Annotated in this window: 20 protein-coding genes and 1 tRNA gene; 7 read left to right on the top strand and 14 right to left on the bottom strand. The window is 58.4% G+C overall.

The annotated features are described in order from the left end of the window. Positions 1 to 128: 128 nt before the first annotated feature. The gene (locus tag ACR0AD_RS08545) at positions 129 to 1,343 is read right to left on the bottom strand and encodes a phage portal protein (protein WP_480486806.1); all 1,215 of its coding nucleotides are present in this window, start codon (positions 1,341 to 1,343) and stop codon (positions 129 to 131) included. Positions 1,344 to 1,526: 183 nt separating this feature from the next. Here ACR0AD_RS08545 and ACR0AD_RS08550 point away from each other — a divergent pair, with 183 nt between their 5' ends. Further along, positions 1,527 to 1,814, top strand: coding sequence for a DUF4156 domain-containing protein (locus tag ACR0AD_RS08550; protein ID WP_480486843.1), 288 nt, complete (start codon positions 1,527 to 1,529; stop codon positions 1,812 to 1,814). A gap of 4 nt (positions 1,815 to 1,818) precedes the next feature. On the opposite strand, the gene ACR0AD_RS08555 is transcribed toward ACR0AD_RS08550, so the two are convergent. Both ACR0AD_RS08555 and ACR0AD_RS08560 read right to left on the bottom strand, forming a co-directional pair. Next, positions 1,819 to 3,384, bottom strand: a complete 1,566-nt coding sequence (locus ACR0AD_RS08555) for a DUF6538 domain-containing protein (protein ID WP_480486807.1) — start codon at positions 3,382 to 3,384, stop codon at positions 1,819 to 1,821. Between the two features lie 89 nt (positions 3,385 to 3,473). After that, positions 3,474 to 3,549, bottom strand: a tRNA-Val gene (locus ACR0AD_RS08560). Between the two features lie 243 nt (positions 3,550 to 3,792). On the opposite strand from ACR0AD_RS08560, the gene modA reads away from it, so the two are divergent. The 3 genes from modA to modC are packed head-to-tail and all read left to right on the top strand — an operon-like array spanning position 3,793 to position 6,367. After that, entirely contained in the window at positions 3,793 to 4,572 is a 780-nt protein-coding gene (gene modA / locus ACR0AD_RS08565) for a molybdate ABC transporter substrate-binding protein (protein ID WP_480486809.1), read from the top strand. Between the two features lie 5 nt (positions 4,573 to 4,577). Beyond that, the gene (modB, locus tag ACR0AD_RS08570) at positions 4,578 to 5,270 is read left to right on the top strand and encodes a molybdate ABC transporter permease subunit (protein ID WP_209598758.1); all 693 of its coding nucleotides are present in this window, start codon (positions 4,578 to 4,580) and stop codon (positions 5,268 to 5,270) included. Beyond that, positions 5,267 to 6,367, top strand: a complete 1,101-nt coding sequence (modC, locus tag ACR0AD_RS08575; RefSeq protein WP_480486811.1) for a molybdenum ABC transporter ATP-binding protein — start codon at positions 5,267 to 5,269, stop codon at positions 6,365 to 6,367. Before modB ends, modC begins: the two co-directional genes overlap by 4 nt. 2 nt (positions 6,368 to 6,369) lie before the next feature. Here modC and ACR0AD_RS08580 read toward each other — a convergent pair whose 3' ends face one another. After that, positions 6,370 to 7,296, bottom strand: a complete 927-nt coding sequence (locus tag ACR0AD_RS08580) for a Hint domain-containing protein (RefSeq protein ID WP_480486813.1) — start codon at positions 7,294 to 7,296, stop codon at positions 6,370 to 6,372. Beyond that, the gene (locus ACR0AD_RS08585; protein WP_209507836.1) at positions 7,297 to 7,809 is read right to left on the bottom strand and encodes a toxin-activating lysine-acyltransferase; all 513 of its coding nucleotides are present in this window, start codon (positions 7,807 to 7,809) and stop codon (positions 7,297 to 7,299) included. A gap of 140 nt (positions 7,810 to 7,949) precedes the next feature. On the opposite strand from ACR0AD_RS08585, the gene ACR0AD_RS08590 reads away from it, so the two are divergent. Then, entirely contained in the window at positions 7,950 to 8,399 is a 450-nt protein-coding gene (locus ACR0AD_RS08590; RefSeq protein WP_480483337.1) for a hypothetical protein, read from the top strand. A 3-nt stretch (positions 8,400 to 8,402) separates the two neighbouring features. Here ACR0AD_RS08590 and hemF read toward each other — a convergent pair whose 3' ends face one another. The 4 genes from hemF to clpS are packed head-to-tail and all read right to left on the bottom strand — an operon-like array spanning position 8,403 to position 11,482. Continuing rightward, on the bottom strand, positions 8,403 to 9,287 hold the full coding sequence (gene hemF / locus ACR0AD_RS08595) for an oxygen-dependent coproporphyrinogen oxidase (RefSeq protein WP_480483339.1): 885 nt from the start codon (positions 9,285 to 9,287) through the stop codon (positions 8,403 to 8,405). Between the two features lie 5 nt (positions 9,288 to 9,292). Then, positions 9,293 to 10,093 (bottom strand): SDR family NAD(P)-dependent oxidoreductase, encoded by an 801-nt coding sequence (locus tag ACR0AD_RS08600; protein ID WP_480483341.1) that lies wholly within the window; start codon positions 10,091 to 10,093, stop codon positions 9,293 to 9,295. A 37-nt stretch (positions 10,094 to 10,130) separates the two neighbouring features. Further along, complete coding sequence (locus ACR0AD_RS08605) at positions 10,131 to 11,096, bottom strand: class I SAM-dependent methyltransferase (protein ID WP_480486815.1); 966 nt, start codon at positions 11,094 to 11,096, stop codon at positions 10,131 to 10,133. Between the two features lie 44 nt (positions 11,097 to 11,140). Beyond that, a complete protein-coding gene (clpS, locus tag ACR0AD_RS08610; RefSeq protein WP_209598551.1) occupies positions 11,141 to 11,482 on the bottom strand; it encodes an ATP-dependent Clp protease adapter ClpS in 342 nt (113 codons plus the stop codon). 93 nt (positions 11,483 to 11,575) lie between these two features. On the opposite strand from clpS, the gene ACR0AD_RS08615 reads away from it, so the two are divergent. Then, positions 11,576 to 12,277, top strand: coding sequence for an HAD family hydrolase (locus tag ACR0AD_RS08615; RefSeq protein ID WP_480483347.1), 702 nt, complete (start codon positions 11,576 to 11,578; stop codon positions 12,275 to 12,277). Positions 12,278 to 12,556: 279 nt separating this feature from the next. Further along, on the top strand, positions 12,557 to 13,951 hold the full coding sequence (locus tag ACR0AD_RS08620; RefSeq protein WP_480483349.1) for a D-alanyl-D-alanine carboxypeptidase family protein: 1,395 nt from the start codon (positions 12,557 to 12,559) through the stop codon (positions 13,949 to 13,951). A gap of 55 nt (positions 13,952 to 14,006) precedes the next feature. Here the strand turns inward: ACR0AD_RS08620 and ACR0AD_RS08625 are convergent, their stop codons facing one another. From ACR0AD_RS08625 to ACR0AD_RS08645, 5 genes are all read right to left on the bottom strand, one after another. Further along, complete coding sequence (locus ACR0AD_RS08625) at positions 14,007 to 15,254, bottom strand: hypothetical protein (RefSeq protein WP_480486817.1); 1,248 nt, start codon at positions 15,252 to 15,254, stop codon at positions 14,007 to 14,009. A 150-nt stretch (positions 15,255 to 15,404) separates the two neighbouring features. Then, positions 15,405 to 16,166: a LamB/YcsF family protein gene (locus tag ACR0AD_RS08630; RefSeq protein WP_480486819.1), complete on the bottom strand. Its 762-nt coding sequence runs from the start codon at positions 16,164 to 16,166 to the stop codon at positions 15,405 to 15,407. Positions 16,167 to 16,178: 12 nt separating this feature from the next. After that, on the bottom strand, positions 16,179 to 17,177 hold the full coding sequence (locus tag ACR0AD_RS08635; RefSeq protein ID WP_480486821.1) for a 5-oxoprolinase subunit C family protein: 999 nt from the start codon (positions 17,175 to 17,177) through the stop codon (positions 16,179 to 16,181). Then, a complete protein-coding gene (locus tag ACR0AD_RS08640) occupies positions 17,174 to 17,923 on the bottom strand; it encodes a 5-oxoprolinase subunit B family protein (protein ID WP_480486822.1) in 750 nt (249 codons plus the stop codon). Before ACR0AD_RS08640 ends, ACR0AD_RS08635 begins: the two co-directional genes overlap by 4 nt. 347 nt (positions 17,924 to 18,270) lie before the next feature. Then, a partial coding sequence (locus ACR0AD_RS08645; RefSeq protein ID WP_480486824.1) for a hypothetical protein occupies positions 18,271 to 18,453 on the bottom strand: 183 nt, incomplete at its 5' end.

Below are 18,453 nucleotides of genomic sequence, written 5' to 3' on the forward strand. Positions count from 1 at the left end.
GTTCCGCTTCGGGCGCTTGCCAGAATTATTAAGCTGGACCCAGAACGGGGCGTTTGCCTGCAAAGATTTGCGTTTCTTCTTTTTCTTAACCTTGGCGGGTTGCGGAGTGGGCTTAGGCCCTTCACTGCTCATGCTAACTCATCCTTTTTCGGTGCCGACGCCGGGCCGGTCGTGGTTGTGGTCGTCGTGGTGTAGGGATTGCTCAGATCATCACCGCCTTCACGGGGCGGCAGATTGAGGCCAGCGCGAACGTCATTCGCAGATAGAACGCCCATGCTGCGATACTGGCCGTATGCGGTGGCGCGGGCGGCTGTGTCGGTGGTCAGCAGATCATCTGTGACAGCCTCAAAGTAGGCGTCATCCTGTTCTTCAGGCGTCAGCAGACATTGTGCATATGCGTCGGTCCAGTCCTTCAGCCACGGCTTAAGCGTGACGGTGTGAAACTGGCGGAACATTTCTTCGGTGTTCGACCATGTGCCGCGCGACAGCTCGAACAACATGGTGGGCGGCACCCTGAAAACACGAGCGATTTCGTTGATCTGTTCAAGGCGGTTTTCAGCGAATTGAGCGTCTGCCGGGGATACCGTGAGCGGAATGTATTCCATCCCTTCGTCAAAGATTGCTACGCCACCAGCACCGCCGCCGCTATGAGTTCTGAAAAAACTCTCAGCGAGTGCCTTTTTGGCTTCAGGGTTCATAGATTTCTGAATCTTGATTATCCCGGAAGGGCGGCCACCATTCTTGAAGAAGGTGGCGATATGGTCTTCAAAACTCGCAGCCAATGCGATGGCATTTCTGCCTAGTGTGATCGGTGAAATGCCGCCTTCAAGCGCTTCGATCCTGAGCACGTCGCGATAGGAAAGCCGCACCTGACCATGATCGGTAGTGACGCGGTAAAAGGGTTCGCCATCCGGTTCCTGATCCCGCTGGACTTTACACGGTTCCAGCCGGTGCAGCTCATATGGCGTGTCGTCAGAAAGGCGGACTACCTGAGCATGGCCAGCGCCATGCAGCAGGGCGTCAATGGTCAGCTGCTCGCGCAGCTTTGCAGCGCTTGTCCAAGGGTTCGCGCGCCCATGCACAAGCCGATAGGCAGGATGATCGGTCAGGGTGTCTTTGGATGCGCGGTCATAGAGTTTGACCGGCAGCGCACCGATGGTCTCTGAGATGAGCGACACGGCGCAGTTGACCGCGGGAACACGCATTGCATTGCCCGGACCGACAGACAGGCCGGTTGCGGTCGGCAACACTCCGAACAGTGTCAGGGCGTCCGGGTCGGTAAGGGTCAGCGCCTTTTCTTCGACGCCAAATCCGAGTGCTTTTTTGATCTTGGTAAGGGCCATGCGATCCACGTGAGAATAGTAGTGTGGCAAAAATACCACACAGTGAATCGCGGTTAAAGCTAAAAGTTACATATGCAACTAATAAGGTGTGAGAGCGCCCACCGCTGGTGGTTGACTAACATTCAAAATGACTGGAAATTCCGCTCAAACGAATAGGGACACTGAATAATGATCCGCACAACTATGCTCTTAGTTTCAGCCACCGCACTAATAGGCTGCTCAACTGAATTAGTTCCCGGAGCTGAGCGAGTTAGACAAATCTCACCCGGCATGACTAGTTCTTGCGCCTTCATCGGGCCGGTAACCGGGTCAGAGAGCATGGGTTTGGGCATCGCAGAGGATGTCGAAAGCGCCTATAACAAAGTCAGAAATGCGACCTATCAAAGAGGCGGCAACGCGTTCGTAGTTTCGTCAACATCGACATCATCTGAAATAACGGTCGTTCAAGCCGACATCTATGCTTGCCCTTGAAGCACTAGTATAGATCGTATGGTGGAAGCTGATTGATAGCGTCGATCTTGGTTTTCAACGTTACGTCGCCGTAGTCATCACCTGCCGTTTTCCCGGCGTGGCCTTGAATGGCATCAACTACACGATCTGAGATGCCAAGTTCGCGGCACTGGGTCTTGAGCCGGTGCCGCCACGCATGGTTAGGCAGTAGCCCTTCTGGTGTCAGGCCCGATTTGCTGAGCCATTCTGCGACCTGATTAGCGATACGCTTTGCCTTGCGCGAATAGTCTTCCTGTTTCGTCGCACCGTGGAACATCGGGCCGGGTTTGGCGGCTTCTACAAAGTCGATAAACCCTTCGTCGATGATTTGAGGGTGCAGCGGGGCGTCACGATATCCACCTGTCTTAACCGAACCGGCATCGGGTGTGATCCTAATCACCCATTGCCCGTCGATCTGGCGCACATCTTCTTTACGAAGCTGGGTAATCTCTGAGACGCGCGCGCCAGTAAAGGCACAGATGATAGGTGCCCACCTCTTTGCAGCCACCAAGTGCGACTTTTCTCTGACATAGCCACGCTCATCTTCGTTGGGCTTGTAAGAGCGGCTGGCCCTCAACACCTTGTTCGCTTCGGCATCCACGTAGCCTCGTTCCCGGGTATGCTGTTTCTTAGGCTTTGCTTGCCGCACGTTGGCAGCCGGATTCTCAGGTAAAACGTCGTTCTCTACCGCCCATGAGAATACGGAGCGGACGGTTGAGAGATACACATCGCTGACGGTCTTGGCTGACAGGTCGCGCATCAGGTGATCACGCCACGCGATCAGGTCTTTCTTGGTGACCCGTGTGGCGTCGTTGTGTTTTAGGTGTTTGACGAGCTTTTCAATCACCGGCTGTTGTCGGCCTGTGCCAGACCGCATGAACCCGGCTTGCTGCCGGTGCACAACATAGTCTTTCCAGAGCTGTTTGATACTGACTGGCGTAGGGGCGTTTTCCGGGGGCTGTGCGTTCACAATGATAGGCGCGGTGGGTGTGCCTGTAAAATCGCCTTCATCGCGCTCAGCGACGTGCGCAAGGGCTTCTAGCTCCGCATGGCAAAGGGCACGAGCTATCTCACGCCATTCGGTGCTGCCCGGTGCCGCGTCCACATTGCCAACAGCCCGGAAGCGTTCAATCTGTGCGCCGACCAGTTCGCCTAGCTCAGCGTCATTGGCATTTCCAGCTATGGCAGTGCGCAGGCGATCAACCAACAAGTCATCAATGCCAACAGCAGAGTAACGTGGATCATTTCTGAGTTGGTCATCAAAGGCCATCCGCTGGTGATAGTGGCTGTGAGCGATCTGACCCGGTGCTAAGGGGTAGCGCGCAGGAGTGTTCGGTAGTTGATTTGGGTTGGCTTGTTGTTCAGCCAGCGCAATCTTGTGCTGTAGCTGTGCAACGGCGCCCGGTAGCAGCTTGAGCGCCTGACGGTAGTCACCACCTAGCGGGGTGCGTAGTTCCGTCTTGCCGATGATTCCCCGTAGGTCTTTGGGCACCACAAGTCGGGCATGATACCGACCGGAACGGTTGACGAGGTTGCGAACCTTACCTGCCATGGGAACACCTTTTGTAACCAAAGTTGTAACCTTCAAACGGACATACGTCCTTGATTGCAAGGGTTTTCTTTAATTTCAAAAGGTTGGAATGGTGGGTGATGAGAGACTCGAACTCCCGACATCTTCGGTGTAAACGAAGCGCTCTACCAACTGAGCTAATCACCCGTGACGCTGCATGTAGCCAAGCCAGCGGGCGGGCGCAAGAGGGTCTGTGAGATTTTTATTCCGCGATGGGTTGCGGATAGGAAATGCCGCCCTCAAAGACGCCAGCCTCGGTGAGCATGGGCTTATGAGGCAGGTCTGCGTGGGTTTCAGGCATGTGGTCTGGAAAAGATCAAAGGCGCTTGCAAGCGCCCTATGGCCTCCGATATGCCCGAAGAGACTGCAACTTTCCGGTCGGGAGCACACATGATCCTACCCTTCGCCTGCCGTATCTGGATGGTGGCACTGGTCCTTGGCGCATTTGTGCTGGCTCCGGTCCGGGCCGGGGCAGAAGGGGTTTTGGTTTTCGCCGCGGCCAGTCTCAAGACCGCTTTGGACGAAATTGCAACGGAATACACAGAGCGGACGGGGCAGGATGTCACCGTGTCTTACGCGGCGTCTTCGGTACTGGCGCGGCAGATTCAGCAGGGTGCGCCTGCGGACGTGTTCATCTCGGCCAATGTCGAATGGATGGATTTTCTGGAACAGCAGGGCTTGCTGCGGCCAGGGACACGGTCGGATTTGCTGGGCAACAGTCTGGTTCTGATCGGCGCTGCGGGGCGTCCTGTTCTGGGCGACATTCGGGTGGTTCATGACCTCAGGGCCGAACTGGGCGAAGGCTTTCTGGCCATGGCGCTGGTCGATGCGGTGCCCGCCGGTATCTACGGCAAGGCGGCTTTGCAGGGGCTGAACCTGTGGGGGGCGGTGCAGGACCGAGTGGCACAAACCGACAATGTGCGCGCTGCGCTGGCCCTTGTGGCAACGGGTGCTGCGCCTCTGGGGATCGTCTATCGATCGGATGCGCAGGCGGAACAGCGGGTCAGTGTTGTGGCCAGTATTCCCAACGACCTGCACCCTCCGATCATCTATCCGGCGGCGATGACAGGTAATGCCACGGGTGCGGCGCGGGCTTTTCTGGATCATCTGCACAGCGATGCGGCTTTGGCTATTTTTCAGGAGCAGGGATTTTCCTTGCCGGGCGGGTGATCGCGTTGGAGTGGTTGGGCCCCGCTGAAGTCGAAGCGCTGAAGCTGTCGCTGCGCGTGTCATTCTGGGCGACGCTGGCGACTTTGCCGGTCGGGATTTTCGTGGCCTACATTCTGGCCCGCTGGCGGTTCCCCGGGCGGCAGGTTCTGAATGGTCTGGTGCATTTACCTTTGATCCTGCCGCCGGTTGTGACGGGGTATCTGCTGTTGCTGACCTTCGGCATTCAGGGGCCGTTGGGGCGGTTCTTGGCCGAGTTCGGCATTGTGGTTGCCTTTCGCTGGACTGGGGCCGCGCTGGCCGCTGGTATCATGGCGTTTCCGCTGATGGTCCGGGCGATACGTCTGTCGATCGAGGCGGTGGACCCGAAGCTGGAACAGGCGGGGGCGACGCTGGGGGCGTCGCGGCCTATGGTGTTTCTGACCGTGACCTTGCCGATGATCCTGCCCGGTGTCATCGCCGGGGCCATTCTGGCCTTTGCCAAGGCCATGGGTGAGTTTGGGGCCACGATTACATTCGTTTCGAATATTCCGGGCCAGACGCAGACATTACCATCGGCTGTTTACGCCTTTTTGCAGGTGCCGGGGGGCGAAGCTGCTGCAACACGGCTGGTCCTGATCTCGATCGTCATTGCCATGGGCGCGTTACTGCTGTCGGAATATGTGGGACGGCGCGCCGCCGCGCGGGTGGCCGGATCATGAGCCTGTCCGTTCGCTTGCATCATCAGCTGCCGGGGATCGATCTGGAGGTCAGTTTTGACGCGCCACCCGGTGTGACCGTGCTGTTTGGGCGTTCCGGGTCGGGCAAGACCACGATTGTCAACGCGGTGGCCGGATTGCTGCGGCCGCGCGCGGGCAGGGTGGCCGTGGATGACTGGGTGTTGTTTGACACCGATAGGGGGCATTGGCTGCCACCGCACCGGCGGCGGTTGGGCTATATTTTTCAGGAGGGGCGGTTGTTCCCGCATCTGACCGTGCGCCAGAACCTTGCCTATGGCCGCTGGTTCGCCCCCAAAAGCGCGCGGCGTGAAGACCCGGAAAAGGTCATCGAGATGCTGGGGATCGGCCACCTTCTGAATCGCCGTCCAGCCGGGTTGTCAGGAGGCGAAAAACAGCGCGTGTCGATAGGCAGGGCGTTGCTGGCCAGCCCGCGACTGATCCTTGCAGATGAACCGCTTGCGGCGCTGGACGAGGCCCGCAAGGCGGAGATCCTGCCCTATTTCGAGCGTCTCAGGGATGAGGTGTCTGTCCCGATCCTGTATGTGACCCACTCAGCCGACGAGGTGGCCCGTCTGGCCACATCGGTTGTCGCTTTGCAGGATGGCAGGGTCGTCCGCCATGGCCCCGCGTCCGAGGTTCTGTCGGATCCGTCCGTGGCGCCCGCAGGTGTGCGCGCGGTCGGGGCCGTGTTGGAAGTGCAGGTGCACCAGCACCACGCTGACGGGTTGACCGAGCTGAACGCAAATGGCGCGCGTCTGTTTCTGCCACGTATCGGGCAGGAGGTCGGCGCGCATCTGCGAATTCGCATTCCGGCGCAAGAGGTGATCCTGTCCGTCCAAAAGCCCGAGGGTCTGTCGGCATTGAACGTGCTCAGCGGGACGGTCGACTCGATCCGGTCGGGTGAAGGTCCCGGAGCGATCGTGTCGGTCAGGACACTGGCTGGGACTGTTCTTGCACGGGTCACGCGCCGGTCAGTTGCGGCGTTGAACTTGCAGCCGGGCAGCACGTGCCATGCCGTGATCAAGACGGTTGCACTGGCCCCGCAGAATGTCGGTGGCCGTATCGGGACTGGCACCTGACCTCAGGCAAGTGCGCGGGCTTCGTGTTCCAGCAGGATAAGGCGCGCGGCGCGCCCAAACCCCTGATGGCCAGAGGAGGGACGGTCGGGAAATATGGCGGCCAGTTCCTGGAGCGCGTCGGATGAAAGGGTATGTAGCGCCTCTTCCCCCAGAAACAGGCTTTCTGCCTGTGCCCCATCCGCCGAGAGGATTTCGTGCCGATCCAGCAGGATGTGAAGATACTCGACCGTTTCAACCGAGGTATCGAGCCCTATTCCGGGCCATCTGCACAGGTGCTTGGCGGCAACCAGCGCTTCGGTGGTTCCGAAAAGCAGTTCGACCCGGGGGCCTTTCACCAGAATACGGTGCTGCTGAGACACCAGAAGATCCCGCGAGGGTGTGTTGGATCCCAGACTGCTTGCCGAGATGCGAACGGGCCACATTGCGGGTTCATTGCGTAATCGGTCGGGTGGGATCGTGCTGCTTTCGATCCAGCGAACAGGTTGCAACCCGTGATCGGCTGTCGCCACCTTGTCCCCGACCTTCAGGGTCTCTATGGCGCGGGGGCCGTTTTCGGCCTCGATCAGGGTTCCGGCTACGAAACACACGCCTTCGATCCGGATGACCACCTCTACCGGGTCCGGAGAGCCGGTAAAAGGAAGTGTAATCGGACCGGCTTGCGTTGTTCCCGAGACACTGATGAAGAAGGAATCAAAGACAACTTCACCATTGTCGAGGCTGTCGAAATACGTCGGATCGACCGTATAGGTCCACTCACCGGTATTTGGGTCGATCGTGGCTGTACCGTTGGCAGGGGGTGTCGCAATTGTCCAGGTTTGGGTGAGCGGTGTAAAGTTTCCGTTGTTCAGCGTGGGTTGCCCCATCGCCACATTGGGTGGGGACCCGGTCACGTTGCCGGTCAATTCACCTGTGATCGGAACTGAAACCAACTAGACCTCGCCTTGTTGCAGCATCCGCTCAAATTCCTTCTTTCGGTACAGGCGCATATGAACCTCGCCTGCATCGTCCCGCGTCCATTCGACAATCCGGTTGCGTGTCATGTCGCTGTCCATTCGGTTGGTGCGCACGCGCGGATGCGGGATCTCTTGCTTGAGGATATCAACAATCTGGCTGGTCTGTCCAAACGGCGCGACAAGGTCGATGATCCAGAAGGAAGACCCGCTGGTAAAATCCTTGTCTGTCAGTGAGGTTTCTTTCACCGCATAGCGATATTCGGCGTCAGGGCTGAGACCGGCAAAAGTGACAAATCCGCGGGGAAAGCCATTTTGCCTGAAGATCTGGTATTGGCCCAGGCGGAACGGGGTTTCGAACGCATAAAGAACTTGCGCAAGGTTACGTTTCTGGTGCGTTTTTGTCAGACCCGCGAGATAGAACATCGCCCCCAGATCCGCATATTTCTCGGGTGGGAAATCGAACCAGTCTTTTGGAAAACTCTTGTTCAACGGAACTGCCGACAGTTTGATGCGTTATTAATTCTTTGGGGTAGTGTACTTGTTTCCGGCGATATGAATAGTGGAATTTCCCCGGATAACTGTGCCGGCGCAGCTGGTTTGCCCCACTTTACTCGCAGGGTGTCGTGGTTATGCTATCGGTATTGGTGCCATTGTTTCGGGATATCTGGATCATGCGTTTTCTCAAGCCATTCATCGCTGCCACACTTGTTATGACGCCTGCGGTGGCCGGGGCCGTTGGGTTCGGCCTGTCAGTCCGGCCGCAGTTCCGAACCGAGATCACGCCCTTGCCGGACGGGGTTTACGAAGTAAAGGCTGTCGGTTCATCCGCGCCGGTCAATTATTGGTGCGGGATCGGAGATTATGCCATTCGCACACTGGGCGTTCCGAACTCGCAGAGGATCTATATCTGGCGGGCGTATGAACCCGGCGTGCGAACGGTGCAGTTTTCCATGACTCCGCCGCCGGGGGCCGATACGAAACCCGGCTATTCGATCACGGTCAAGAAAGTCGGAGCAAACATGTCGGCGGTGTCGGCGCAGAACTATTGCTACGACAATTTCATCATGGACACGTTCTGATCGTCAGACCCATTTTGCCATCGGCGGCAGGCTCATCAGAACGGCATCCGGGTCATGCCCGGTTTCCAGACCGAATTTTGTGCCCCGGTCATAGACTAGGTTGTATTCCGCATAAAGGCCGCGATGCACCAGTTGGGTGGTCTTGTCCGCTTCTGAGAAGTTCTGAACGCGGCGCTTTTCAACCAAGGGAAGGAAGGCGGGCAGAAAGGCCCTGCCAATATCCTGTGTCAGGGCAAAATCCGCCTGCCAGTCACCGGTGCAATAGTCGTCCATGAAGATCCCGCCGACGCCACGCGCGCGTTTGCGGTGAGGGATATAGAAATACTCGTCAGCCCATTCCTTGAGGCGCGGGTAATGGGCGGGTCCGTGCGGGTCCAGATGCGCCTTTTGCGTGGCATGGAAATGCGCGGTGTCCTCGTCATACTCGATGCAGGGGTTGAGGTCCGAGCCGCCACCGAACCACCAGGCATGGGGTGTCCAGAACATGCGTGTATTCATGTGGACCGCCGGGGCATGGGGGTTCTGCATATGGGCCACAAGGCTGATACCCGACGCCCAGAAGCGCGGGTCTTCGGTCATTCCGGGGATGCCTTTGCGCGCCGCCATCGCTTGTTGCGCACGTTCGCCCAGCGTGCCGTAGACAGTCGAGACATTGACACCGACCTTTTCAAACACACGCCCGCCGCGCATGACCGACATCAGCCCGCCGCCCGCGTCTGACCCATCGTTCGACTGGCGTTTGGTTTCCTTGACCTCGAACCGACCGGGTGCGGCATCGGCAAACGGCCCGTCGGTGTGGCTGTCTTCAAGGGCTTCGAACGCTGCAACGATGTCATCGCGCAATTGGCGAAACCAGGCGGAGGCGGTAGATTTTTCTGTTTCGAACATGGGTCTTAATGTGCAGGGGCTGCGACCGGGTCAAGCAGGGTACGGCCACCATCGATTGTCAGGATCTGCCCGGTGACGAAACCAGCTGCATCAGACGCAAGATATTGCGCGGTTTCCGTCAGTTCCGTGGCCGAGGCGATACGGGCCAGGGGCGTGTGCTTTTCGATATCGACGCGGTAGTCGCGATTGTCCTTGAGGGTCGATTGTAGCGATGCGCTCATGACCGAACCCAGCGCGATCGAGTTGACGCGGATCCGTTTCGGAGCCAGCGCAACCGCAAGGGACCGGGTCAGCTGATCCAGTGCAGCGGTCGAAACGGAATAGGCCATCAGATCGGGGTGGGTCCGCCGGGCCGCGATCGAGGACAGGTTGATGATCGTCCCCGCCGGGTTTTCGACATCGCCGTCGGCCTGTTTGATCATGCGATTTGCGACCAACTGGCTGAGCCGCAAGGCGGGCATCAGGTTCTGGTTCAGCAGGGTGCGCATCGAATCGTCATCCGGATCCAGCGGATCAGACGGGATCACTTGCCGTGCGCCGTTGACCAGAATATCCACCTGGTCGAACGCATCCAGCGTCGCAGATAACAGGTTGGCTATGGTCAGCTTTTCGCGCAGATCGCCCGCAAAGTACCGGATATTGCTGCCTTCGGCCTGTTCTCCAAGCTCGTCGATCAGGCGTTTTTCATCTATGTCGGCAAACATGACATTTGCGCCCGCATCCGCGAAATGCCGCCCGATGGCCAGGCCGATGCCACTGGCCCCGCCCGTTACGATTGCTGTCTTGCCAGCGATGGAAAAGGACATCCGAATCCTCCTGAATTGGGGCGCAGGTTAACGGGCCTTAACGCCGAGGGCGAGAGGCCTGGAATACCTTGAACCGGTTGTCGCCGGCAATTTCACCGACCTGAGCGAAATGTTCGTTCAGTGTAGCTTCGTAAGGAAGGTGCCGGTTGGCGACCATCCAAAGGGTTCCGTTGCGTGTCAGATTGCGGGCGGCGGAGGTTATAAACCCTTGCCCCAAGGCGGGATCCGCGCTGCGAGACGTGTGGAATGGCGGGTTCATCACAACGGTGTCGATAGGTTCCGGGGCGGTCCAGGATACGGCATCGCTCCAGTGGAAATGCGCCTGGGATTGAGTGACATTAAGCCGCGAGCAGGTCAGGGCCGCATGGTCAGCTTCGACCAGATGCAGCGAGGTTATCCCGCAGCGCTTCAGGATTTCCGCAGACAGATACCCCCATCCCGCACCCAGATCGGCCACGCAGGGACCAAGCCGGTCAGGCAGAGTCTTCAGCAACAGGGCTGAGGCAGGATCAATCCCGTCCGCTGAAAACACACCCGGCGCTGTGTGGTATCCGTCAACCATCTGATGTTTCGGCGCGGCCCAGTCCGCAAAGGCCTGATCATCGGCCTGAAACCAGAAAATCTTGCCATGTGCTTTGGAAAGCGGTCCCTCGACCGGAACCCGCTTGCGCACATCCTTCAATATGCTGTCCACACCGTCCGTCTTGGCACCGTCGACGACAACCAGGCCGCTCGCCCGCGCACAGGCCTGATGAATGAGCGACCGGGCCAGTGCCTTGGCGCGGGGCAGAAAGACAATGGCGTCCTGACAGGGGCCATCTGCGTCGGACACCGTTTCAAAACCCTGCGCGGCGAAATGGTCGTGAAATGGTTTGAAAGGCTGCACAACTTGTGCGCCGCCCGCCAGCGCAGACAGATCATGGTCGGGTGTGGGGCAAATCACGCTAAGAGGGGGGGACAGCGTCAGGCCGTTTTGCAAGGCAAGTTCCAGACGAGGGGACATGGGCAATTCCGGCTGAGAGAGGCGCGCGCGTCAGGCCAAAGGCCTTACTCTTCGCGTTCCATTGTGCATTGCAAAGGGTGCTGGTGCCTGCGGGCAAAATCCATCACCTGACCAACTTTGGTCTCGGCAATTTCGTGGCTGAAAACACCGACTACGGCCACGCCTTTCTTGTGAACGGTCAGCATGATCTCGAACGCCTGCGCATGGGTCATGCCGAAGAAGCGTTCAAGCACATGCACCACAAATTCCATCGGTGTATAATCGTCGTTCAGCAACAGGACCTTGTATAAAGGCGGACGCTTGGTTTTTGGGCGTGTCTGTACCAGGACGGACGCGTCACTGTCGTCGTCCGGCTTGTCAGACATCATCCAGATCATTTCAAGCATCGTGTGCAACTGTCCGATTCAGGCTTGGGGTTTATCTTGGCGCTTATATAACGTGTGCATGGCCAGTGAAAAGAGCAAGCGGACGTAAACGGGATGACGACCAAGCTGACGACAATCGGGTTTGATGCAGACGACACCCTTTGGCATAACGAACGGTTTTTTCAGATGACGCAGGCTCGTTTTGCTGAACTCTTGGCCGATCATGCCGATCGTGATCACCTGTTGGACCGTCTTCTTGCGGCAGAAAAACGAAACATTCAGCGCTATGGGTACGGCATCAAAGGATTTGTTCTGTCGATGATCGAGACGGCGATCGAAGTTACCGAAAGCCGCGTTCCGGCCTGGGTCATCCGGCAGCTGATCGAAGCGGGGCAAGAGATGCTGGCCCATCCGATCGAGCTGTTGCCCCATGCCCGCGAGGCCGTCGAAGGTGTTGCCGATGCGTATCGGGTTATCCTGATCACCAAGGGCGACTTGATCGATCAGGAACGCAAACTGGCCCAGTCCGGGCTGGGTGATCTGTTCGATGGGGTGGAAATCGTTTCCGAAAAGACCCCCGAAACCTATCGGTTCGTGTTCGACCGTCATGGTGATGGCCCGACTGCCGCAATGATGATCGGCAATTCGATGCGGTCAGATGTCGTAGCCCCGATTCAGGCCGGGTGCTGGGGTGTCTACGTGCCCCACGGTCTGGTCTGGGAGGTGGAACATGCAGAAGCCCCGGTCGAAAGCACCCGATTCCGCGAGTTGAGAGATTTGGGTGATCTGGCCGATCTGTTGCGCGACCTGAAGTGATGTTGCCTTTTCGCCTCAGTTTCACATAAACCCTGCCGCAACCGGGCGCAGTTTTGCCTTTATCGCACATCTGGTGGTTCTGAGGGGGAAATTCGCAAAATATAGCCTCAGCCCAGAGGCAAAACGAAACTGCGAAAACCTCAGCTTTCGGTTTATTTCATTGGGTCGCTGTGATAGCCTTGGGGACAATAAAATAATTTTTGCTGACCGGGAAAACCCGGCAGCGCGAGGCAGACAGAGGCAAAGATCGTGCAGATTCGGCGGACAGTTCCGGCCCGAATGGGCTTTTTCCTTATAGCGTTGCTATGTGTGCTGGCGTTTGCGCCGCTCAGGTCCATAGCGGCGCCTTATGCAGCTATGGTGATTGACGCCCGAACTGGCGAGGTGCTGCATTCACGAAATGCGGATGCGCGGCTGCACCCGGCCTCGCTGACCAAGATGATGACGCTCTATATCGCGTTTGAGGCGGTGCGAAACGGCGAGATCACACTGGATACACCCGTTCGGATTACCCAGAAGGCAGCCGCAGAGCCCCCGTCGAAGCTGGGCCTGCGCGCGGGCCAGACGATTGCGTTCCGCTATCTGATCCGCGCCGCTGCGGTAAAATCGGCCAACGACGCGGCCACGGCGATCGGCATTGCCATCAGTGGCTCGGAAGCGGCCTTTGCCCGCCGTATGACCCGAACCGCCAAAGCGATGGGGATGAGCCGCACGACCTTCAAGAATGCGCATGGTCTGACCGAGGCAGGGCACCTGTCCAGCGCGCGCGACATGACCACGCTGGGACGGCATCTGCTGTATGATTACCCGCAGTATTATAACCTGTTCTCGCGCCAATCGACGGATGCCGGTATCAAGACTGTTCCCAACACCAACCGCCGCCTGCTGGCGGCCTATAAGGGTGCGGACGGAATAAAGACCGGATACACACGTGCGGCGGGGTTCAACCTGGTGGCGTCGGCTAAACGCAAGGATGAGCGTATCATCGCAACTGTCTTTGGCGGTAAATCCGGGGCGTCGCGGAACGCCAAGGTTGCGGAATTGCTGGATCTGGGGTTTCGCCGTGCCCCGTCTCGTGCACCTATCCGCAAACCTGAGCGCCCGGTCTATGCGGGCAATGTCGGGTTGGGGGGCGATACCCAGGTCGCAGCGCTGAGCGGAGCACCGAAATCCAGCCTGCGCCCGCTTGGGCGCCCGAGTGCCGGGACACAGGTTGCAAGTGCGGTTGCTGCATCGGCAGACCAGAACAGCGACCGTATCAGCAGCGGCATTGCCGCAGCGATTGCCGAAGCGGATGTTGCCCCAACCGCCCCGCCGGTTGAAACGTCGGACACCCGCCCGGCATTGCGCCCGGACAATCTGGTGCTGGCCTCGACCGAGCCCGCCAGCCCACCAGAGCCCGAGCAGGAAGTGATTACCCGCCTGTCCTCGTCCGGTGGGCATCTGTGGGGGGTCAATGTGGGCCGCTACACCACACGATACGAGGCCGAGAAGATTCTGCTGAAAACGGCGCTGTCGGAGATGACCACGCTGGATGGCAGTCTGCGCAAGGTCAGTCAGAGCTCGCGCGGCTTTGATGCGACATTCCAGGGCATGACGCGGGAACAGGCCGATCTTGCGTGTCGCCGTCTGCAAGCCCGCAATGTCACCTGTTTCATGATCGGGCCATCATAAGGTCCGGCATATTCTCTCCTGTTGGGTCTGGGCTGCGGTCATCCGCGGCCCTTTTTTAATCGAAGACGTGACCGTGCTGATATTGTTCGTCCTGTCCCGCGGCGGCGGTCAGGGCGGCGACATTGTCCTTGGTGAAGAACCCGTCATACTTGTGACACCGTTCGATATATTCAGTGATCAGCAGCGTGTTCTTCGAGTGTTTCGAGAAGATCTGTTTCAGGTTCGGGTCGTCTTTGCATTCGCCCACCACATGGGCCAGGAACGGCACGCCCTTGTCCTTAAGCGTGTTCACGACAAAGTCGACATTCTTTTCCCCGGCACCATGGTCGCCATCCTTGATCTCGACGGCCATGTGATGCAGGCGACGGCCAAAATTGCGCACAAAATCCTCGGTCGGCATCGGCAGCTTGGCGAATGAGTTGACGAAGGACGGCGTGTTGTTGGCGGTGAAAACCTTGGCCGGAGATTTCTTGTCATCGTCCACATTGGCGTTGCGGTTCACATTGGTGGACGAGTTCATGTCGAAGATGTTGTAAGCCCCCCAGAAATAATAGGGCACCATGGTCAGGAATTCGAGGATCGCATCCTCGCGCTCACCCGCCAGCACGCGCGTCGCCAGATGATCGATGCCCAGCATCAAAGGAGCGATTTTGCTGTCAGATCCGAACGCGGCTGCCTGATCCAGCCGGGCTTGTTCCGCGTCGCTCAATAACACGCGATCACCAAGGCCCAGGCTGTCTGTGTCGTTGAAATCATGTGTCGAATACCCGACCCGGTTGCAGGTGAAATCCGACGGGGTCGTAAAGCGGAAGCCGTCCAATGTGTAGAACGGGTTTTCTGTGTCTCCCGCATATTCGAAGCGGATATTCTGATCCTCAAGCGTCCCGGTCAGCGCCTTCAGATCACAGGCGCCGAAAATCTCGCCAACATACCGCGTTTGCGGCGTGTTGCGGGCCAGCGGGTACATGCGATTGATGCGGGGAATGAAGTCTTCGAAACCTGGGCTGAGCGGGGCCATCACGATCAGCGCGGGATAGTCGGGATGCGAATGCAGGACCGAAAATTTGTGGGTCTGCCCCAGATAGCTGGCGGTGTGGCGATAGGGTGTCATCACGTAAAGCTCGACCAGCGTATCGAACAGCGCGCCGGTTTCGACCTGCATACAGATCGCGCGCATTGGCCCGACCTGATCGGCGATGCCCGAGCTTGTCCGGCGCTCGTAGATTTTCGGAAGGTATTCCGCGAAGAAGTCCGAGTTCTTCTTGTCGCCCCGGGGTTGATAGGACATCAGATCAAAGGACATTCGACTACCTCCTTGCGCGACACCCCAACCGGGGCGAGCTATCGTTTGAAATTGTAGGTTTCAGAACATGTGCTTGCCCGTCATGCTAGGCGCTGAGACCTGTACGGGCAACAGTCGTGAAATTGGGTTGCCGACGTTAACGCATGATGGTCAGCGGGTGAATTTTGTGACCTCGACACCGCCTCCGATCAGGTTGTCGCGAACCGAGCGGGCGATTTGAACCGCGGTCGGGCCGTCGCCGTGCAGGCAGATTGTGTCGATGGACGTTTCCAGCCGCTTGCCGCTTTCGGTGATGATCGCACCTTCGCGGACCATGTTCAGGATGCGAGGTCCGGCGACGTCGGCGTCGTGGATGACGGCGCCGGGCAGGCTGCGATCAACCAGTGTTCCGTCGTCGTTATATGCACGGTCGGCGAAAATCTCGCCCACCCAATTGCACCCGAGTTCACGCACGGCCTCTTCCTGTTTTGTCGCGGCCAGCACCATGACGATGATATCGGGATCAACATCCAGTGCACCCTGATAACAGGCGCGCGCCATATTGATATCGGCTGAACACATATTGGCCAGCGCCCCGTGCAGTTTCAGGTGCCGTACCTTGGTACCAACTGCGGTGGCCATGCCGATTGCGGCCCCCAGCTGATACCGGACCAGATTGCGCAGGTTGTCATGGGGCAACTTCATGTTCCGCCGACCAAACCCCTGTAAATCGGGAAAGCCGGGATGCGCGCCGATGCCTACGTCATTTTCGGCCGCCAATTTCATCGTCGATGCCATTACATCCGGATCACCGGCATGAAACCCACAAGCGATGTTGGCCGAGGTGATGATTTTCAGCAGGCTTTCGTCATCGCCCATTTTCCAGGGGCCAAAACTTTCCCCCAAATCGGCATTCAGATCGACGCTTGGCATTGGCACATCTCCTTAGTCGGTGGCAGAGATCACTCCGCCGATCAATTGGTAGGACAACAGGTCCGGTATGTCATGGGGATCACGCACCAGTGCCTCGACTTTTGAGGGCAGGCGCGCAAGGTCTGACAGGAACGCTTTGTGCATTTCTTCAGCCTGTTCCATGCTGACAAATTCGAACCGGATGTCGCCGCCTGCGGGTGTCTGTGCCGCGCGGGGCATATCGCATGGCAGAACGGTCGCGATACGAGGGTACCCGCCCGTGGTCTGACATTCCGGCAACAGGATGAACGGCTCGCCAGTGCCGGTCATCTGGATATCGCCGGGGGTGATCACCTCGGACAAGATGTTCAGCTGGCCCGAGGCCGCAAAGCCGTCGCCGTCGCTGTCCACCTGCATGCCCATTCGGTTGGCGCGTGCGCCGCGCCGGAAATTGGTTTGGGCAAACCGTTCAAGTGTTGCGCCATCAAACAAAGGGGTCTGAAAGCTGGCAACCACATGCAGCACCCCACCCGAAAACCGCTCGGCAGCAGCCAGTTTCATCCCAATGTTGCCTGCATCCGGTCCACAGGTCAGCCTGTCACCCTGCTGTAACGCCCGGCCAATCCGCGCTGTCAGATGGGTGGAGCGGGACCCCAGAAAAACCTCGGCATCAATACCGCCGCCCAGATGCAGATAGCCGTAGTTTCCAGCCAGCGTCGCCCCGATGACCAGCCTTTGCCCGGCGCTCAGTTGGTGCGAGGCGTTCCAGGCGACAGGGCTGCCATCAATGCTGGCCTGCATTCGTGCGCCAGTCAGGGCGATGCGCGTGTTATGCGTCGCCTCGAACTCGCCTCCCATCCCGGCCATCTCCAGCGCCGCAAGGTTTGGGCTTTGATCCAGCAGCGCCGCCCCTTCGTGCAAGGCCAGAATATCCGCGGCCCCTGATCGGGACAGCCCCTGATCCAGAAAACCTGTGCGCCCCTGATCCTGAATGGTGCAGGCCGGGCCAATCCGGTGGACGATCAGGCTCATGGCGCGATCTCCTCACAGGTTGCGCCGCCTGTGCCGTCCTCGTTGTTGACTCTGATGTGTTCCAGAACGTCGCGGGAAACGGGCTCGAACAACAGTTCATCGCCAGGTCTAAGGGTAAAGGCCTCGACCCTTTCGGGACGGAAACACCGAAAGGCGGTCTGCCCGATATGCCGCCACCCGGTTGGCGTCGGCCCGGAAAACAGAACAAATTGCGAGATCGCCAGAACCAGGGCCCCTTCCGGCACCATGGGGGTCAGGCTTTGCAGCCGGGGAATGTTGAATTCGGGTCCCAGAGGCCCAAGATAAGGCTGCCCCGGAGCGAAGCCGATGGTCAGAACCCGCACGCGGGATTGTCCAAGCCGACGTATTGCTTCTTCCGGTGACAGGCAGGCAGCAGCGGCGGCATCGTCAAGCTGGGGCGCAAGGTCGGTCCCGTAAACCGTCGGAACGCGCCACAACCTGCGACCCGCGGGCAGGGGTGTAGTGTACCAGTCCTTCTGGTCAACCAGATCCCGAAGCTTTTGCAGCATCTTCTGATGAGAGATGCGCTGCGTGTCGAACCGAACAAAGGCCGAGCCCAGGGAGGCTGACGACTCGGTCACCTCATCCCAGTGCAGACGATCGACTTCAGACCGAAACGCCAGCGCTGCCCGGTTCGCGGTGTTGGTCATCCTATCCGAAAAGGTCACCAGCGCGCCGTCAAATCCGACGGTTCTGACCAAAGGAAACTGAATGTTGCGCGCCATTGCTGATCTGCTTTCGGATCGAAGAGTGAATTGGTGGAACCTGACCGCATCTTTAGGGGATGCGCAAGACAGGGCGTTCAATAGCCGACATTGTGCCTGATGCGTCCACATCCCGGCAGGGAGCGACCTGCAGTACAAGGCGTCCGACGGGGGTGAGAGGATTTTGACCGGATTCTGGCCGCAAATCCGACTCGTTTTCCCGTTTCGAGTCGCCCTGACTTGTATCTTGAAATTGCGGAGTCTCTATATCTTGTGTCGGCCCCTTTTGTCTTATGGGGCTTGCCAGTCAGATCGTGCCCAAAAGTACACGGACAGGAGGGTGGAGGTCAATTTTGAATGACTGTAAGCTATTGAAGTAAAACAATAAACAAAGAAAATTCAAAAAAAAGACCAATAACGTCATTTTCCGCTTGCGGGTTTTGAGAGTAATACTTAGAACCCCCTTCACCGGCGCAACTGAGGTTGGCCTGACGGACTGGAAAGACGGTTGAGACGCACCGGAGAGACGGTGGGCATCTGAGGTTGAGGTT

This window comes from Ruegeria sp. BH8, assembly GCF_056538065.1.

Bases quoted from the DNA above. Each gene is read 5' to 3' on its own strand.
- ACR0AD_RS08625 (WP_480486817.1), bottom strand. From the start codon at position 15,254: ATGTCCTTTGATCTGATGTCCTATCAACCCCGGGGCGACAAGAAGAAC.
- ACR0AD_RS08605 (WP_480486815.1), bottom strand. From the start codon at position 11,096: ATGTCCCCTCGTCTGGAACTTGCCTTGCAAAACGGCCTGACGCTGTCC.
- ACR0AD_RS08545 (WP_480486806.1), bottom strand. From the start codon at position 1,343: ATGGCCCTTACCAAGATCAAAAAAGCACTCGGATTTGGCGTCGAAGAA.
- ACR0AD_RS08550 (WP_480486843.1), top strand. From the start codon at position 1,527: ATGCTCTTAGTTTCAGCCACCGCACTAATAGGCTGCTCAACTGAATTA.
- ACR0AD_RS08620 (WP_480483349.1), top strand. From the start codon at position 12,557: ATGGGCTTTTTCCTTATAGCGTTGCTATGTGTGCTGGCGTTTGCGCCG.
- hemF (WP_480483339.1), bottom strand. From the start codon at position 9,287: ATGTTCGAAACAGAAAAATCTACCGCCTCCGCCTGGTTTCGCCAATTG.
- ACR0AD_RS08635 (WP_480486821.1), bottom strand. From the start codon at position 17,177: ATGAGCCTGATCGTCCACCGGATTGGCCCGGCCTGCACCATTCAGGAT.
- ACR0AD_RS08555 (WP_480486807.1), bottom strand. From the start codon at position 3,384: ATGGCAGGTAAGGTTCGCAACCTCGTCAACCGTTCCGGTCGGTATCAT.
- ACR0AD_RS08640 (WP_480486822.1), bottom strand. From the start codon at position 17,923: ATGGCGCGCAACATTCAGTTTCCTTTGGTCAGAACCGTCGGATTTGAC.
- ACR0AD_RS08590 (WP_480483337.1), top strand. From the start codon at position 7,950: ATGCTATCGGTATTGGTGCCATTGTTTCGGGATATCTGGATCATGCGT.
- modC (WP_480486811.1), top strand. From the start codon at position 5,267: ATGAGCCTGTCCGTTCGCTTGCATCATCAGCTGCCGGGGATCGATCTG.
- ACR0AD_RS08630 (WP_480486819.1), bottom strand. From the start codon at position 16,166: ATGCCAAGCGTCGATCTGAATGCCGATTTGGGGGAAAGTTTTGGCCCC.
- clpS (WP_209598551.1), bottom strand. From the start codon at position 11,482: ATGCTTGAAATGATCTGGATGATGTCTGACAAGCCGGACGACGACAGT.
- modA (WP_480486809.1), top strand. From the start codon at position 3,793: ATGATCCTACCCTTCGCCTGCCGTATCTGGATGGTGGCACTGGTCCTT.
- ACR0AD_RS08615 (WP_480483347.1), top strand. From the start codon at position 11,576: ATGACGACCAAGCTGACGACAATCGGGTTTGATGCAGACGACACCCTT.
- ACR0AD_RS08600 (WP_480483341.1), bottom strand. From the start codon at position 10,093: ATGTCCTTTTCCATCGCTGGCAAGACAGCAATCGTAACGGGCGGGGCC.